Origin of the sequence: Roseateles sp. (genome assembly GCF_047654805.1) — a bacterium.
In the GTDB taxonomy this organism is placed as follows: domain Bacteria; phylum Pseudomonadota; class Gammaproteobacteria; order Burkholderiales; family Burkholderiaceae_C; genus Pelomonas.
Genome location: NZ_JASGIV010000001.1, coordinates 2,799,761 through 2,815,480 on the forward strand (window position 1 = coordinate 2,799,761; position 15,720 = coordinate 2,815,480).

At 68.9% G+C, this 15,720-nt stretch carries 16 protein-coding genes; 12 read left to right on the plus strand and 4 right to left on the minus strand.

What is annotated here, in order from left to right:
• Positions 1-8: 8 nt before the first annotated feature.
• From QM732_RS12535 to QM732_RS12555, 5 genes are all read left to right on the plus strand, one after another.
• Positions 9-299, plus strand: a complete 291-nt coding sequence (locus tag QM732_RS12535) for a DUF1330 domain-containing protein (RefSeq protein ID WP_415656465.1) — start codon at positions 9-11, stop codon at positions 297-299.
• Positions 300-380: 81 nt separating this feature from the next.
• Entirely contained in the window at positions 381-1,667 is a 1,287-nt protein-coding gene (eno, locus tag QM732_RS12540; RefSeq protein WP_415656466.1) for a phosphopyruvate hydratase, read from the plus strand.
• A gap of 3 nt (positions 1,668-1,670) precedes the next feature.
• Entirely contained in the window at positions 1,671-1,964 is a 294-nt protein-coding gene (ftsB, locus tag QM732_RS12545; RefSeq protein ID WP_415656467.1) for a cell division protein FtsB, read from the plus strand.
• Entirely contained in the window at positions 1,964-2,575 is a 612-nt protein-coding gene (gene pnuC, locus QM732_RS12550) for a nicotinamide riboside transporter PnuC (RefSeq protein WP_415656468.1), read from the plus strand. Before ftsB ends, pnuC begins: the two co-directional genes overlap by 1 nt.
• Entirely contained in the window at positions 2,572-3,093 is a 522-nt protein-coding gene (locus tag QM732_RS12555) for an AAA family ATPase (RefSeq protein WP_415656469.1), read from the plus strand. Before pnuC ends, QM732_RS12555 begins: the two co-directional genes overlap by 4 nt.
• Here the strand turns inward: QM732_RS12555 and QM732_RS12560 are convergent.
• From QM732_RS12560 to QM732_RS12570, 3 genes are all read right to left on the minus strand, one after another.
• Positions 3,072-6,647, minus strand: coding sequence for a hypothetical protein (locus tag QM732_RS12560; protein WP_415656470.1), 3,576 nt, complete (start codon positions 6,645-6,647; stop codon positions 3,072-3,074). The genes QM732_RS12555 and QM732_RS12560 overlap by 22 nt on opposite strands.
• 119 nt (positions 6,648-6,766) lie before the next feature.
• Positions 6,767-7,729: an Hsp33 family molecular chaperone HslO gene (locus tag QM732_RS12565; RefSeq protein WP_415656471.1), complete on the minus strand. Its 963-nt coding sequence runs from the start codon at positions 7,727-7,729 to the stop codon at positions 6,767-6,769.
• Positions 7,726-8,250 (minus strand): gamma carbonic anhydrase family protein, encoded by a 525-nt coding sequence (locus tag QM732_RS12570; protein ID WP_415656472.1) that lies wholly within the window; start codon positions 8,248-8,250, stop codon positions 7,726-7,728. Before QM732_RS12570 ends, QM732_RS12565 begins: the two co-directional genes overlap by 4 nt.
• Positions 8,251-8,292: 42 nt before the next feature.
• On the opposite strand from QM732_RS12570, the gene QM732_RS12575 reads away from it, so the two are divergent.
• Genes QM732_RS12575 through QM732_RS12605 form a run of 7 tightly spaced genes read left to right on the plus strand, consistent with a single transcriptional unit; the run spans position 8,293 to position 15,311 of the window.
• Entirely contained in the window at positions 8,293-9,075 is a 783-nt protein-coding gene (locus tag QM732_RS12575; protein ID WP_415656473.1) for a ferritin-like domain-containing protein, read from the plus strand.
• Entirely contained in the window at positions 9,072-10,040 is a 969-nt protein-coding gene (locus QM732_RS12580) for a DMT family transporter (RefSeq protein WP_415656474.1), read from the plus strand. Before QM732_RS12575 ends, QM732_RS12580 begins: the two co-directional genes overlap by 4 nt.
• The gene (locus tag QM732_RS12585; RefSeq protein ID WP_415656475.1) at positions 10,037-11,353 is read left to right on the plus strand and encodes an aspartate aminotransferase family protein; all 1,317 of its coding nucleotides are present in this window, start codon (positions 10,037-10,039) and stop codon (positions 11,351-11,353) included. Before QM732_RS12580 ends, QM732_RS12585 begins: the two co-directional genes overlap by 4 nt.
• A gap of 60 nt (positions 11,354-11,413) precedes the next feature.
• Positions 11,414-12,574, plus strand: coding sequence for an esterase-like activity of phytase family protein (locus QM732_RS12590; RefSeq protein ID WP_415656476.1), 1,161 nt, complete (start codon positions 11,414-11,416; stop codon positions 12,572-12,574).
• An 8-nt stretch (positions 12,575-12,582) separates the two neighbouring features.
• Positions 12,583-13,470: a DMT family transporter gene (locus QM732_RS12595; RefSeq protein WP_415656477.1), complete on the plus strand. Its 888-nt coding sequence runs from the start codon at positions 12,583-12,585 to the stop codon at positions 13,468-13,470.
• A gap of 9 nt (positions 13,471-13,479) precedes the next feature.
• Complete coding sequence (locus QM732_RS12600; RefSeq protein WP_415656478.1) at positions 13,480-14,334, plus strand: PIG-L deacetylase family protein; 855 nt, start codon at positions 13,480-13,482, stop codon at positions 14,332-14,334.
• Complete coding sequence (locus tag QM732_RS12605; protein ID WP_415656479.1) at positions 14,331-15,311, plus strand: succinylglutamate desuccinylase/aspartoacylase family protein; 981 nt, start codon at positions 14,331-14,333, stop codon at positions 15,309-15,311. The genes QM732_RS12600 and QM732_RS12605 overlap by 4 nt, the downstream gene beginning before the upstream one ends.
• Before the next feature lie 7 nt (positions 15,312-15,318).
• Here QM732_RS12605 and QM732_RS12610 read toward each other — a convergent pair whose 3' ends face one another.
• The gene (locus QM732_RS12610; protein ID WP_415656480.1) at positions 15,319-15,702 is read right to left on the minus strand and encodes a hypothetical protein; all 384 of its coding nucleotides are present in this window, start codon (positions 15,700-15,702) and stop codon (positions 15,319-15,321) included.
• Positions 15,703-15,720 lie beyond the last annotated feature (18 nt).

Genomic DNA, 15,720 nt, shown 5'->3' on the forward strand with positions numbered 1-15,720 from the left:
TCCAGACCATGTCCAGCGCCTACATCCTCGCCAACGTCACCGTCACCAACCCGACCCAGTACGAGGACTACCGCAAGTTCTCCTCCATCGCGATGCAGGTGCACAACGCCGAGGTCTGCGTGCGTGGCGGCGCGATCAGCGTACTGGAGGGCGACTGGACACCCGAGCGCGTCGTGCTGCTGAAGTTCCCATCGCGCGAGGCCGCTCAGGCCTTCTACGACTCGGCCGAGTACACCCGTGCCCGCCAGGCACGCGAGGGCGCGGCCGTGATGCGCATGGTTTTGATTGAAGGCGTGTAGCGCCTGTAGATGTTGTGACGCGGTAACGCCCGCTTGGCACACTTGCGCCCGCCCGAATTTTTCACTTCCTGGAGACATTGAATGAGCGCCATCGTTGACATCGTCGGCCGAGAGATCCTCGACAGCCGCGGCAACCCCACCGTCGAATGCGACGTGCTGCTGGAGTCCGGCGTCATGGGCCGTGCGGCCGTGCCCTCGGGCGCCTCCACTGGTTCGCGCGAAGCCATCGAACTGCGCGACGGCGACAAGGGTCGCTACCTGGGCAAGGGCGTGCTGAAGGCCGTCGAACACATCAACACCGAGATCAGCGAGGCCGTACTCGGCCTGGACGCCTCCGAGCAGGCCTTCCTGGACAAGACGCTGATCGACCTGGACGGCACCGAGAACAAGAGCCGCCTGGGCGCCAACGCGATGCTGGCCGTCTCCATGGCCGTGGCCCGCGCCGCCGCCGAGGAGTCCGGCCTGCCGCTGTACCGCTACTTCGGTGGCATGAACGGCTGCCAGTTGCCCGTGCCGATGATGAACGTCATCAACGGCGGTGCCCATGCCAACAACTCGCTGGACCTGCAGGAGCTGATGATCATCCCCGTGGGCGCACCGTCGTTCCGCGAGGCCCTGCGCTGGGGTGCCGAGGTCTTTCACGCGCTGAAGAAGATCCTGCACGACAAGGGCATCTCCACGGCCGTCGGTGACGAGGGCGGCTTCGCCCCCAGCGTCGAGAGCCATGAGGCTGCCATCCAACTGATCCTGCAAGCCATCGACAAGGCCGGCTACACCGCCGGCGAGCAGATCGCCATCGGCCTGGATTGCGCCGCCAGCGAGTTCTACAAGGACGGCAAGTACGTGCTCGAAGGCGAAGGCGGCATCCAGCTGACCGCGGCCGAGTGGACCGACATGCTGGCTACCTGGGTCGACAAGTACCCCATCATCTCCATCGAGGACGGCATGGCCGAGGGTGACTGGGACGGCTGGAAGCTGCTGACCGATCGACTGGGCAAGAACGTGCAGATCGTCGGCGACGACCTCTTCGTCACCAACACCAAGATCCTGCAGCAGGGCATCGAGCGCGGCATTGCCAACTCCATCCTGATCAAGATCAACCAGATCGGCACGCTGACCGAGACCTTCGCCGCCATCGAGATGGCCAAGCGCGCCGGCTACACGGCCGTGGTGTCGCACCGCTCGGGCGAGACCGAGGACAGCACCATCTCTGACATCGCGGTGGGCCTGAACGCTGGCCAGATCAAGACGGGTTCGCTGTCGCGCTCGGATCGCATGGCCAAGTACAACCAGCTTCTGCGCATCGAGGAAGACCTGGGCGACGTCGCCGTCTATCCCGGCCGTGCTGCGTTCTACAACCTGCGCTAAGCATTGAAGGTGCTTGCCCTGGTCCTGGCGGTCTTCCTGATCGCCATCCAAGCCCAGCTCTGGGTGGGCCGGGGCAGCATCCCCTATGTGGCTCACCTCCGGGAGGAGGTGGCCGCGGCGCAAGCCGACAACGACGAAGCCCGCGCCCGAAATGCGCAGCTCCAGGCTGAGCTTCGTGACCTGCGTGAAGGCCTGGAGATGGTGGAAGAGAAAGCCCGCTTCGAGCTGGGCATGATCAAGTCCGACGAGGTCTTCGTCCCCGTCGCCCAGCCGGCATCCTCAGCCGGCTCGCGCTGATGCTGGCCTCCGCCTGGGCGGCGCTTCTGGCGCCGGCCTTCACCGCCTTCGGCAGTCCCATCTCCTGGCTGGAACTCGTCGCCTTCGTGCTGGCCGTCTGGATGGTCATCTGCAACATGCGGGTGAACCTGCTGGCCTGGCCGCTGGCCCTGGTCAGCTCGCTGATGTACTTCGCCCTCTTCTGGGATGGCAGGCTCTACGGCGAGGCCGCGCTGCAGCTCGTGTTCGCAGCACTGGCTGTCTGGGGCTGGTGGCAATGGCGGTTCGGCCGCACCCGTGAGGGCGAGGTGCTGAAGGTCCGGCGTCTGGGCTTCTCCGGCCTCGCACGCCCCGTGCTTCTGACGCTGGCAGCCTGGCCGCTGCTGGGACTGTTCCTCGCCAAGGCCACCGACAGTCCCCTGCCCTACTGGGACGCCTTCCCCACCGTCGCCAGCCTGCTGGGTCAATGGCTGCTGGCGCGCAAGTACGAGGAGAACTGGCCGACCTGGATCGTCGTCAACGCAGTCAGCGTCATGCTGTTCGGCCTCAAGGGCTACTGGCTGACGGTGCTCCTCTACGCCGGCTTCATTCCCATGAGCATCCTGGGCTGGCGCGCCTGGCGGCAGGCATGAGCGCACGTTTCGTTGCGTTGCTCGGAGCCGAGTGCACGGGCAAGTCCACGCTGGCCGAGGCTCTGGCCGTGCACTTCAACGCCGGCCTTGTGACTGAGTACCTGCGCGAGTGGTGCGCCTCGCATGGCCGCACGCCGCAGCAGCATGAGCAGGCCGCGATCGCGGCTGAGCAGGAGGCCCGCATCGAGGCTGCCGCACGCGCGCACGAACTGGTGATCTGTGACACGACGCCGCTGATCACGGCCCTGTGCAGCGAGCACTACTTTGGGGACTACTCGCTGACGACCGGAGCACTGGCCTTTCAGCAGCGCTGCGAGCTGACCCTGCTGTGCGCGCCCGACCTGCCGTGGGAGGCGGACGGCTTCCTGCGCGACGGTCCAGCGGTGCGGTCGGCCTTCGACGCGCGTCTGCGCAAGACCCTGGAGAGCCATGGCCTGGGCTGGGTTGACATCGCCGGCGACAACGACACGCGCCTGGCGGTGGCCATCGCGGCGCTTCAGCGTCCCAGCAGCAGGTAGTCGAACAGTTGGGTGCCGCCCGCCCCACCCAGCGGGACGAGCATGGCCTTCAGCAGCGGCTGATCGAAGAACGACGCGAAAGCACCGCGCTGCTCACCTTCCACCGAGGCGATCAGCCGCTTGAAGGGCTCGACCAGGTCGGACAGAGGCTTGCCGCTGCCGGCCAGCCAGCGCAGGTCGGCCTGCATGGACGCAATGGCGCGGCGGCGCGTGGTTTCGGCGGAGCGCTTGAGCAGCAGGGTCAGGCCGATCAGCACGGCGACGTAGAAGCACACACCGACGGCGATGGCCGGCGTCAGCGACCAGTTGTCGAACAGCCGGCTGCGCGCGACGACCAGCAGCGCCAGCACGACGAAGGGGCCGATGACCAGTCGTGCCACCGGGGCGCTGCGGCGGGCGACCACCTGCACGTCGATCCAGTCGTCCAGCAGCGTATGCACGGCGAAGCCGCCGCCGTCCTTGCTGCGATCCTCGGGCAGCGCGCTGAAGCGCTGCGCCCAAAGTGCCTTCTGCTCTTCGCCCAAGGCCTTGGCGAACATCTCGATGGTGGCCTCGGGATAGAAGCTGCGACCGGCGTTCAGGTGCCGCACGAAGCGCACCAGCAGCACCGTCGAGTCCGCCACCGCGACGACGAGCAGGGGCAGCAGCAGCAAGATGGCGTAGAGCGTGGCCGTCACCATCTGGCGGTGCTCGTCGCCGCGCACCGGCACTTCGGGGATCTGCCCCTCGGACAGGCACAGAAACAGCAAGCCCACGCAGCAGATCGTGAGCACGTACCAGACCAGCGTGCGCGCCGCGCGCGGGCGAGCTCCACCGCGTTCGCCGTACTCCTGCCAGAGCTGGTCGAAATCGCAGCTATAGCCCACGCCGGGTTTCCAGAACAGCACGCTGACATGCTCGAACCATCCCTTCACCAACTGGCGCAGATCGCTGCGAACGACAGGTCTGGCCACAGGCAGCGGCAGGCGCAGCCAGTCCGAGTCATGCCGCTGCTGGCTCAGCGTGTCGGCCCAGGCCCAGTCCAGCGTCCACAGGATGGCGAACAGCGCCAGCAGGTGGATGAGGTGCGAGGGCCAGGCACTGACGCCCTCCAGCCAGGCCACTGGCTCGCAGCTGTCGCAGACGACACTGCGCCCCCAGCCACCGGTGGGCCAGGCCAGCCAGATCCACGCGGCCACCACCAGCAGCACGATGACGAGGTGCAGGCGGTCGACGCCGGCAGGCTGGTCAGGAGGCGGTGGCTGCTCGCGCCGCGCCTGCAGCAGGGCCGGCAGCACGGCCAGCAGAGCCCCGAAAGACGCCAGGCTGGCAAGCAGCAGCGCATGCACGAAGCCGAGCTGGCTGGGCAGCAAGAACTCGATCAGGCTGGCCAGCACGTAGGCGAACAGGCCGGCATGCAGGGCCACCAGGACGATGGCCGTCATGTCCATCTGCGGCTGGTTGTCCAGCGTCGGCTCGCGCAGGAAGACGCGGCGCGCCTGGCGTATCGCAGGCGTCGACGGCCACGCCAGCAGAACGCCGCCCATGACGACGACCATCAGCAGCGCCAAGCCGTTGCGTCCGCTGGCTGGCGGCATGGGGCGGGCCTCCAGCGCGTAGCCCGACAGCGGCACGGCGCTGGAGCGGCCCACCTCGTAGACCGACGGTTTCTGCAGGGCCGGCTCCAGCGCCTGCCGCTCGTCGCGCTTGCAGGCGTCGCTGCGGCAGCCGGCCCTCCGGGCGGCCGCATAGGTGCTGGTCTGGTAGATGTCGCGCAAGGGCGGCGTGCCGGCCTGCAGGTCCACGCCCGAAGCGCCCGCCGCCGGCGGATAGAAGGCCAGCGGCAGGCTGCTGGCAACGACCAGGTTGCGCGTGAAGGCCTGGGTGCGCGGGTGCAAGTAGCGCGCATCCATGTCCGTTGTGAAGAACATGCGGTCTGAGAAGTCCTCGTGCAGGGCCTGCAATACGAGAAGCTTGTCGTGCACGTCGTTGGCGAAGATGCCGATGGCGCCTATGGGCAGGCGGCTGGCGTCGACCTCGCTGCGCTTGAGCTCGGCACCAAGGCGACGCAGGTAGTCGAGCTGGTCGCGGCTCTCGGGCCACTCCAGGGGTGCGCTCTTGGGCTGCGGGCTGGCCGCCGCGGCCCCGGTGGTCTCCCGCGTCGTCACGCCATCGATGCCGCGGAAGAAGTAGATGACCTCGATCCTGAACGGCTGGCTCTGCCCCTGCCCTTCGGGCAGGCGGTAGCGCAGCTCGCTGACCAGCGATTGCGCATACAGCGAGTCGCGCTCGGCGACGATGATGATGCGCCGCCCCTCGTGCGGCAAGCGCAAGCCAAGCTCGCCCACGAGACGCTTGATGAGCTCGGCGTCCGTGCCTATGGTGCGCACCATCTGCACCGGACGCACGGGGTTCACGCCGGTGATCCGGTTGAACTGGTCGGTGACGAAGGACTCCAGCTTCTGGTCGCTGAGCTCGCTGATCATGCTGTTGGGCGCCGTGGAGGCCGAGTTGTAGAACTCGGCGCGCGCTAGCAGCTCATAGCCCTCCTGCAGATCGGGCGGCAGCCCGCCGGCCGGGCCGGCCACGCCCGAACTGCAGCGCGCCGCGGCCGCGCTCGCCGCCGGGCTCAGTGCCACCACGCCAGCGTGCTTGCGGTCGGCCGCGCAACGCAGGTCCATCAGCGCAGCGCGCAGCGTGTCCGTCGACGACGGCCCGATGATGGCCAGGTTGGGCAGGCGCTGGCCATCGCTCCCCCCGGGCGCCGCTGCAGCACGCGCCGCACGGCCCATCAGCTGCTGGGTCAATCGCGCCAGTGCGTCCAGCTTGCGGTTGGGCAGCGAGTTCTCGTCCACCCACAGCAGCGCGATCTGGCTGTAGCGGCGCGGCTTGTCGGCCTTGCCGTCGCCATCGCCGTCCGGCTTGCGGCGATGCTCGGCGCGGGCCGACAGCAACTCGTAGGGGACCACATAGCTGTCCTTGGCGCGGCCCGCGCGGGCCTGCTTGTCGGGGTCCGCTGCCTTGTTCGCGGCGGACGCCGCGTCGGCGGCGGGCATGGCCTCCAGCAAGCCGAACTCCAACAGGCTCAGCCGTTCGGCGTTGTCGGGCACGTAGTCCTGCGCCAACAGGCCGGCCAGGGTCGCGTAGCGCAGCCGCCGCCGGGCCTCCTCGGCGCCGACGAAGTCCGCACCAGGCAGCAGGCCCATGACGACGAGGGTGTCGTCCAGGCGCTGGTCATGGTCTCGGTCCAGCTTGGCCAGCATGCGCTGTGGGTCGCGCACCTCGGCGACACGGTCGCGGCAATCGATGTCCAGCGTCTGCGAGGTCTGCTTGCGCACACGCTCACAGCGCTCGGCGCGCTCGATCTCGTAGCGGCGCAGCGCCGTGAACGGGTCTTCCCAGAGACGGGCATTGACGTCGAGATCGGGATCGAGCGGCGCCTGGGCCCGCGCCTTCTCGGCCGGCCGCAGTGGCTCGAAGGCGTGCGGCACGAGCTGGGTGCTGGCCACGAAAGCCACCAGTACCGCCGCGCTCGCCCACGGGAAACTGCCGAATCCGCCCTTGGAGTCCGCCACAGCCGCCTCCCGGCCCTTGCCAACCAGGCCGAGTGACGAACGTCTCAGCTGGACGCGACGGCGTCAATCACTAGGGACGGCCGCATCCTCAGAAGGCATGAGGCGACGTTGCGCCGCAGCTACTGCAGCGTCGTCGCACCGCCCCCCTCGGGCTGATGGCCCGGCGGCGTGAACAGCGCGCCCACGTCCACGGCATCGAAACGATAGTGCCGGCCGCAGAAGTCGCAGCCGATCTCGACCTCGCCACGCTCGGCCAGCACGCTGTCGACCTCGTCCCGGCCCAGGCCGCGCAGCATGTGACCGACGCGCTCGCGCGAACACGTGCAGGCGAAGCGCGGCTTCTGCGGCTCGAAGCGGGTCACCGTCTCCTCCCAGAACAGGCGGCGCAGCACGGTGTCGGCATCCAGCGTCAGCAGCTCCTCGGCGGTCAGCGTGCCGGCGAGGATGGCAATGCGGTTGAAGGCGTCGGACAGTCCGATGTCATCCTCGTTGCGCCGCCCCTCGAGGTTGCCCTCACCCTCCACAGGCAGGCGCTGGATCAGCAGCCCGGCGGCCATGTCACCGTTGGCCGCCAGCACGAGCCGGGTGTCCAGCTGTTCGGACTGCAGCATGTAGTGCTCCAGTACCTCGCTGACCTTCTGCAGCGGCTCGCGCTGATCGCCATGCAGCGGCACGACGCCCTGGTAGGGCTGCTGGCCAGGAAGCTTGTCCTTGGGATCCAGCGTGATGGCGCAGCGGCCCTGGCCGCGCAGGTTGACCATGGCCTCCAGCGTCGCCCCCGGCTCGACGGGGCCGACGCACTTGGCCGTGGCACGGAAGGACAGGTCCGGCTGCACTTCCGCCACCGCAAGCTTGACCGGTCCGTCGCCGAAAACCTGTAGCACCAGCGCGCCGTTGAACTTGATATTGGCCTGCATCAGCACCGCCGCAGCACTCATCTGTCCCAGCAGGTCACGCAGCTCCGGCGGGTACTCCTGGCCGGGCTCGCGCCGCGCCAGCACCTCGCGCCAGGCGTCGGTCAGCCGCACCAGCATGCCGCGCACGGGCAGGCCATCGAACAGGAATTTGTGGAGTTCGCTCATCGAATCTTCTTCAGGCCGGCCGCGTAACGGCGGCCGTTGTTGACGTAGTGGGCCGCGCTGGCCTTCAGCCCGGCGATCTGGGCCTCGGTCAGCTCGCGCGCGACCTTGGCAGGCGCGCCGACGATCAGCGTGCCGTCGGGGAATTCCTTGCCCTCGGTCACCAGCGCGCTGGCGCCGACGACGCAGTTGCGGCCGATACGGGCACCATTCAAGACCACGGCCCCGATGCCGATGAGGCTTTCGTCACCGACCGTGCAGCCGTGCAGCATGACCTTGTGCCCCACGGTCACGTTCTGGCCGATGACGAGAGGGAATCCATGATCGGCGTGCAGCACCGAACCGTCCTGGATGTTGCTGCCGGCGCCGACGGTCAGCGTGTCGCTATCACCGCGCAGCACGGCGTTGAACCAGACGCTGACGTCATCCGCCAGCGTCACGCGGCCGATGACCTCGGCGCTGTCGGCCACCCAGGCCGTCTCGGCCACGTCGGGGATGTGCTCGTCGAGCTGGTAGATCGCCATCGCGGCCCTCCCGTCAAAACCCCCGATTCTAAAATTGCGCGGATGTCCGAACTCCGCCTGGCCACGTTGGCCCCCCTGCTGATCGCCGACGCGCCCGCCAAGGCTGCCGCCACGCTGGCGCTGGACGCCGGGCTGCCGGTGGACACCGCCGCCATCCTTGCCGAGCCCGCCGGCATCCCGGGCCGCCCCGCGCGCCCTCGTCTGGTTGAGCACATCACGCTCAAGCCACCGTCCATGCGCACGCCGGCGGGCATCGCGGCCCTGGTGCATGCCATTGCCCACATCGAGCTCAATGCCATCGACCTGGCACTGGACATCTGCTGGCGCTTTGCCGGCATGCCCGAGGCCTTCTACCGCGACTGGCTGCGCATCGCCCAGGAGGAGGCCAAGCACTTCTCGCTGCTGCGCGAACACCTGCTGACGCTTGGCTTCGACTACGGCGACTTCGACGCCCACAACGCGCTGTGGGACATGGCCGAGCGAACCCGGCACGACCTGCTGGCCCGCATCGCGCTGGTGCCGCGCACGCTGGAGGCGCGCGGCCTGGACGCTTCGCCCGGCGTCAAGCGCAAGCTCGTCGGCGCCGGTGACCACCGGGCCGGCGAGATCCTCGACATCATCCTGAGCGACGAGATCGGCCATGTGGCCGCTGGCAATCGCTGGTACCGCTTCCTGTGCGAGCAGCGCGGACTGGATCCCATCGCGACCTATGCCGAGCTGGCCGCGCGTCACCAAGCCCCCAAGCTGCGCGCGCCCTTCAACCTCGAGGCTCGCCGCGCCGCCGGCTTCGACGAGGCCGAACTGGCCGCCCTTGCCCACCCATGACCCGCCTTCAGGCCAATCTCCTCCTCACCTTCGTCGCGCTGATCTGGGGCTCCGCCTTCGTCGCGCAGAACAAGGGCATGGCCGACGTCGGGCCGTTGATCTTCACCGGCGTGCGCTTCCTGATCGGCGCGGCCGTCGTGCTGCCGCTGGCCGTGCTGGAGTGGCGCCGCCTCGCCCGCGAGGGCCGGCCGCTGACGCGCCCGGACGGCTCGCACATCGCCGCCCTGGGCGGGCTGATGACGCTGGGCGCGGTCATGCAGCAGATCGGCATCCAGTTCACCAGCGTGACGAACGCCGGTTTCCTGACCGCCGTCTACGTGCCGCTGGTGCCCGTGCTGGCCTGGCTGCTGCTGCGACATGTCGCGCACTGGTCGGTCTGGCCGGCAGCGGCGGGCTGCCTGGTCGGCGCCTTCTTGCTGTCCGGCGCGCACGAGCTGAACATCGGTCTGGGCGACCTCTGGGTGCTGGGCTCGGCCATTCCATGGGCCTTGCACGTGCTGATGGTGGGCCGCTGGGCCGACCGCATGGGGGCGCCCTTCCTCGTCGCCTGCGGCCAGTTCATCGTCTGCGGCCTGCTGTCGCTCGCCGCGGCCTTCGTCATGGAGCCGGTGCGCTGGGCCGGCATCCAGGCTGCGGCTTGGCCCATCGTCTACACCGGCGTGCTGTCGGTAGGCGTCGCCTTCACGGCCCAGGTCGTCGCGCAGCGCTACGCCCACGCGGCTGACGCGGCCATCATCCTTTCCTCCGAGACGCTGTTCGCCGCCGCCTTCGGCTACCTGCTGCTGGGTGAGCGCCTAGACACCGCAGGCCTGCTCGGCTGCAGCCTGATGCTGGCCTGCATCCTGCTCGTGCAGCTGATGCCGCTCGCGGGCACCCTGAGAGGAACCCTGAGAAAACGCCAAATTCTGACAACCCCGTCAAAATCACCTCTAGACTCCGATGTCCTTCATCGGAGCCCGCCATGAGCGCAGACGTTTCCAGGCTAGACGCCTACTGGATGCCCTTCACCGCCAACCGGCAGTTCAAGCAGGCCCCGCGCCTGCTGACGGGGGCCGACGGCATGTACTTCCGCGACGACAAGGGTCGCGAGGTGCTGGACGGCATCGCCGGCCTGTGGTGCGTGAACGCGGGCCACAACCGCCCCAGGATCGTCCAGGCCATTCAGGACCAGGCCGCAGAGCTGGACTTCGCGCCGCCCTTCCAGATGGGCCACCCCAAGGCCTTCGAGCTGGCCGAACGCCTGGCGCAGATCACGCCGCAGGGGCTGAACCGCATCTTCTTCACCAACTCCGGCTCCGAATCCGTCGAGACGGCGCTGAAGATGGCCATCGCCTACCACCGCGTGCGCGGCGAAGGCGCGCGCACCCGCCTGATCGGCCGCGAGCGCGGCTACCACGGCGTCAACTTTGGCGGCATCTCGGTGGGCGGCATGGTGGCCAACCGCAAGATGTTCGGCAGCCTGCTGGCCGGCGTAGACCACATCCGCCACACCCACGACCCCGCGCGCAATGCGTTCTCCGTCGGCGTACCCCAACATGGCGCCGAGTTCGCGGATGACCTGGAGCGCCTGGTCGCGCTGCACGATGCCAGCACCATAGCCGCCGTCATCGTCGAGCCCGTGGCCGGATCCACCGGCGTGCTGCTGCCGCCCCAGGGCTATCTGCAACGGCTTCGCGAGATCTGCGACAAGCACGGCATCCTGCTGATCTTCGACGAGGTCATCACCGGCTTCGGCCGCACCGGCCAGCCCTTCGCCGCGCAGACCTTCGGCGTCACACCGGACCTGATGACTGTGGCCAAGGGCATCACCAACGGCTGCGTGCCCATGGGCGCCGTCTTCGCCCAGCAGAAGATCCACGATGCCTTCATGACCGGGCCCGAGCACCTGATCGAGTTCTTCCACGGCTACACCTATTCGGCTCATCCGCTGGCCTGCGCGGCCGGCATCGCGACGCTGGACACCTATGCCGACGACGACCTGCTGACCCGCGCCGGCCGGCTGGAGACCGAATTCGCCCAGGCACTGCACTCCCTGCGCGACGAACCCAACGTCATCGATGTGCGAAACATCGGCCTGGTGGGCGGCATCGAGCTCAAACCCCTGCCCGGCGAGCCGGCCAAGCGCGCCTTCAACGTCTTCCTGGACTGCTGGGACAAGGGCCTGCTCATCCGCACGACGGGCGACACCATCGCCCTCTCGCCGCCGCTCATCATCGAGAGCAGCCACATCGAGCGCATCATCGACACGCTCAGAGGCGCCCTGCGTCGCGCCGCATAATCCGCGCCGCTGGCGGCGGCCGCAGTCTTCCGCCGTGGCCGCCCCTGGAGTTCCCCCGACATGAAATGGCTTCTCGCCCTGCTGCTTGCAGGGTCCGCGCACGCACAGACCCTGAACTACATCGGCCAGCAGATCGTGCCGACCAGCGCGAGCTTCCGCGGCCTGCCTGTGGGTGGCCTGTCCAGCATCGACTACGTGCCCGCGACCGGCCGCTACCTGGCCATCAGCGATGACCGCAGCGACCGCGGCCCGGCGCGCTTCTACGAGCTGGCCCTGGACTTGGCCAAGTTCCGCCGCAGCGCCAGTCCAGGCGACGCAGGCGTCAGCTGGGTCAACATGACCACCATGCTGGACCTCGACGGCCAGCCCTTCGGGCGCAACAAGGTTGACCCCGAGAGCCTGCGTCTGGACAGCCGGCGCAACCTGATCTACTGGAGCAACGAGGGCCAGCGCAGCTCCGCAGGCTTCCAGAACCCCACCGTGCGCCGCATGACGCTGGACGGCAAGCCGGCCGGCGAGTTCCCGGTGCCCGGCTACTACATGCCCAGCGGCAGCGCCGGCGGCCTCGCCGCTGGAGACATGGGCGTCTACAACAACCTGGCCTTCGAGAGCATCGCCATCACGCCCGACGGCAAGACGCTGTGGACCATGAGCGAAAACGGCCTGGCCCAGGACAGCCTGCCTACGGCCGTGGGCCGCGGCAGCCGCGCGCGCATGCTGTCCTTCGACCTCGACAGCGGCAAGGCCGCTGCCGAGTACGTCTACGAGGTCGGCCCCGTGCCCTTTCCCCCGGCGCGGCCGGGCGACTTCGCCACCAACGGTGTCCCCGACATGCTGGCGCTGTCCTCGCATGAGTTCATCGTCATCGAGCGCGCCTATGCGGTCGGCGCCATCACGCCAGGCATCGCCGCGCTGACCAAGCAGCCGACCAGCAACACCATCAAGCTCTACCTCATCGACACCCGCGGCGCGACGGACGTGTCCGGCTGGACCAGCATCAAGGGCCGCGACGTGGTGCCGGTGAAGCGCACCATGCTGCTGGACCTGTCCTCGCTGAAGAACGACGACGGCAGCGTGCTCGCGGTGGACAACATCGAGGGCATCACTTTCGGCCCCATGTTCGAAGGCAAGCGTACGCTGATCCTGGCGTCGGACAACAACTTCAATCCGGCCCAGTTCACGCAGTTCATCGCGCTGAGCATCGACGGCACGCTGCCCTGACGGTCGCGATGTACCCCGTTCCCTGGCGCGCCTACGCGCTGCTTGCGGCCAGCACCAGCCTGGTCGGCAGCTATGTGGGCCTGTCCAAGCTGCTGGTGGCGGCCTTCCCCGTCTTCCTGCTCGCGGGCATGCGCTTCGGGCTGGCCGCCATGCTGATGCTGCCCTGGCTGAAGAAGCCGGTGCACGAGGCGCCGCTGGATGCCCGCTCTCGCTGGCTGCTGTTCCTCGAATCCTTCCTCGGCAACTTCCTGTTCTCCATCTGCATGCTGTTCGGCCTGCGGCAGAGTTCGGCCGTCGTGGCCGGCGTCATCATGGCCGGCATCCCGGCGGCCGTGGCACTGCTGAGCTGGGCCTTCCTGCGCGAGCAGCTCAGCCACCGCGTGCTTGCCGGCATCGGCTGCGCCGTAGGCGGCATCGCGCTGGTCGCCACGGGCAGGCACGGCGGCGCCGAAACCACGCCGCTGGGTGCACTGCTGCTGCTGGCTGCGGTGTTCTGCGAGGCCTGCTATGTCGTCATCGGCAAGAAACTGACTGCCGGGCTCGGGCCCAAGCGCATCAGCGCGCTGATCAACCTCTGGGGCCTGGTGCTGGTCGCGCCGCTGGCGCTCTGGCAGGCCGCGAGCTTTGACTTCGGTACGCCGCGCCCGCTGGACTGGGGCCTGCTGGCCTACTACGCTGCCACGGCCAGCGTCATCACGGTGTGGCTCTGGATGGCCGGCCTGCAGGGCCTGCCGGCGGCCAAGGCTGGTGTCTTCATGGTCTTCCTGCCCATCAGCACCGCACTGATCGGGCTGCTGCTGGGGGAATCGATGTCGGCTGCCCAGGCGCTGGCCTATGGCCTGGCCTTATTGGGTGTGCTGCTCGCGACATGGCCCGCGAAATCACCGTCTCGGTAGGATGACGCCATGTCGTCCCTGCAAGCAGATCTCGCGCGCTGGCGCGAGCACCTCCACCGTATCGCCGCCCTGCTGGGCAATCCGCCCGACCGCCAAGCCACGCCCGTCGCCGACCCAGGCGCTGGCCACTGCCTGATCTTCGCGCCCCATCCCGACGATGAATGCATCGTCGGAGCACTGCCGCTGCGGCTGCAGCAGGAGGCCGGCTGGCGCGTCAGCAACGTCGCCGTCACGCTGGGCAGCAGCACGGAGCGCCGCGAGGCGCGCCGTGCTGAGTTGCTCGACGCCTGCGGCGTGCTGGGCTTCGACTGCATCACCGTCGGCGCCGAAGGCCTGTCCGACGTGCGTCCCGACACCGCAGAGCGCGCCCCGGCACTTTGGGCGAGCCACGTCGCCGCCATCGCCGCGCTGCTGACCAAGCACCGTCCTGCCCTGGTTCTCGCCCCGCACGCGCTGGACGACAACCCCAGCCACCGTGGGGTGTACCGCCTCGTCGTCGACGCGCTGGCCGCCGCGCACAGCGACACCGTGCTGGCGCTGACAGAGTTCTGGTCCACGCAGGCCGCGCCCAACGCCCTCGTGCAGACTGGCATCGCCGACACCGCCCGCCTGATCGCCGCGCTGGAGCGCCATACCGGCGAGATCGCCCGCAACCCGTACCACCTGCGCCTGCCGGCCTTTCTCGCCGACAGCGTGCGCCGTGGTGGCGAGCTGGTGCTGGGCGCCGGTGAGGCTCCGCCCGACTTCGCCTTTGCCACCCTCTACCGCCTCGTCGAATGCCGCGCCGGCCTGCTGGCGGCCGACCTGCCGTGCCGTGTCCATCCCGCCGACAGGCCCCTGACTTCCGCCCTGCTCAAGCCATGACCCAACCGACCCACATCCGCGTCCACCAGTTCGCCGGCCTGCAGCCCGGTCCGCGCTTCCTCGTGACGGGTGCCGTGCACGGCAACGAGGTGCACGGCACCAAGGCGATGGCCGAGATCATCCGCCAGCTCGATGCCGGCGAGCTGACGCTGCTGTGCGGCACGCTGACCTTCGTGCCCATCGTCAACCCGCTGGCGCACCAGCTGAACCGCCGCGAAGGCGACCGCAACCTCAACCGCAACCTGCGTCCACCCGCCGTCGTGCACGACTTCGAGGATCGCATCGCTCGCGTGCTGTGTCCGCTCCTCGCCCAGCACGATGGCCTGCTGGACCTGCACAGCTTCCAGGGCAACGGCCCGGCCTTCGCGATGATCGGCCCACGCAACAACCATGGCGACCTCGAGCCCTTCTCGCAGGAAGCCACCGAGTCGGCACTGGCCGCGCGCCTGGGCGTGAGCCGCATCGTCGAGGGCTGGCTGTCCACCTATGCGCTGGGCCTGGAGCGCCGGCAGCAGCGTGCCCATGACGGCTCGCGCCGCGCCACGCTGATCTCAGACCCGCACTACGGCGTCGGCACGACGGAGTACATGCGCTCCACCGGCGGCTGGGCCATCACGCTGGAGTGCGGCCAGCACCTGGACCCCAACGGCCCCGAGGTCGCCCGGCTGGCGATCCTGCGCTCGCTGGTCTTCCTCGGCATGCTCCACGAGTCCGCCGTCGAGCCCCACCGCCCCGCGCAGCCGCCGGAGCTGCTGCAGCTCTACGACGTCATCGACCGCGAGGACATGGGCGACACGTTCGAGCGCGACTGGTCCAGCTTCGACGCCATCGAGAACGGCCAGCGCATCGGCACGCGCGCCAGCGGCCAGGCCGTGCTGGCACCGAGCGAGGGACGCATCGTGTTCCCGAGCACGAAGTCCCAGCCAGGAACGGAGTGGTTCTACCTGGCGCGCCCCAGCGACCGCAAGCTGGGCTGAGTCCCTCTCACCGGCGCGAACCGCGCCCGTGGCGGCTGGTCGCAGTGCTGGGCGTCGTGGCGCCCCAGCGGGCACCGGCGTAGACCTTCTGCAAGGCCTTGCCGTCGTGCGTGTAGTGCAGCTCGGTGCCGTCCGGGGCGGCGAGGCGGGCCAGCGCGTCTTCCAGCAGCGCAAGCCCGCCGGTCTGGTCGACGACCTCGATGTCCAGCCGGTGGTGGCTGGCCGCGCCGACGCCCCGGCCATCGGGCGCGTCAGACAGCGAGCTTCCCCAGCCGATGAGTGTTCCCATCGCCTCGGTGGACAGCACGCGCTCGATGTCCTCGTGCAGCGCCGGCAGCCGCGCGGCCTGCCCCGGGCCGAGGGGAACCTTGACGTAGACGAAGAACGGCATGGCGAGATTCTGAAGCAG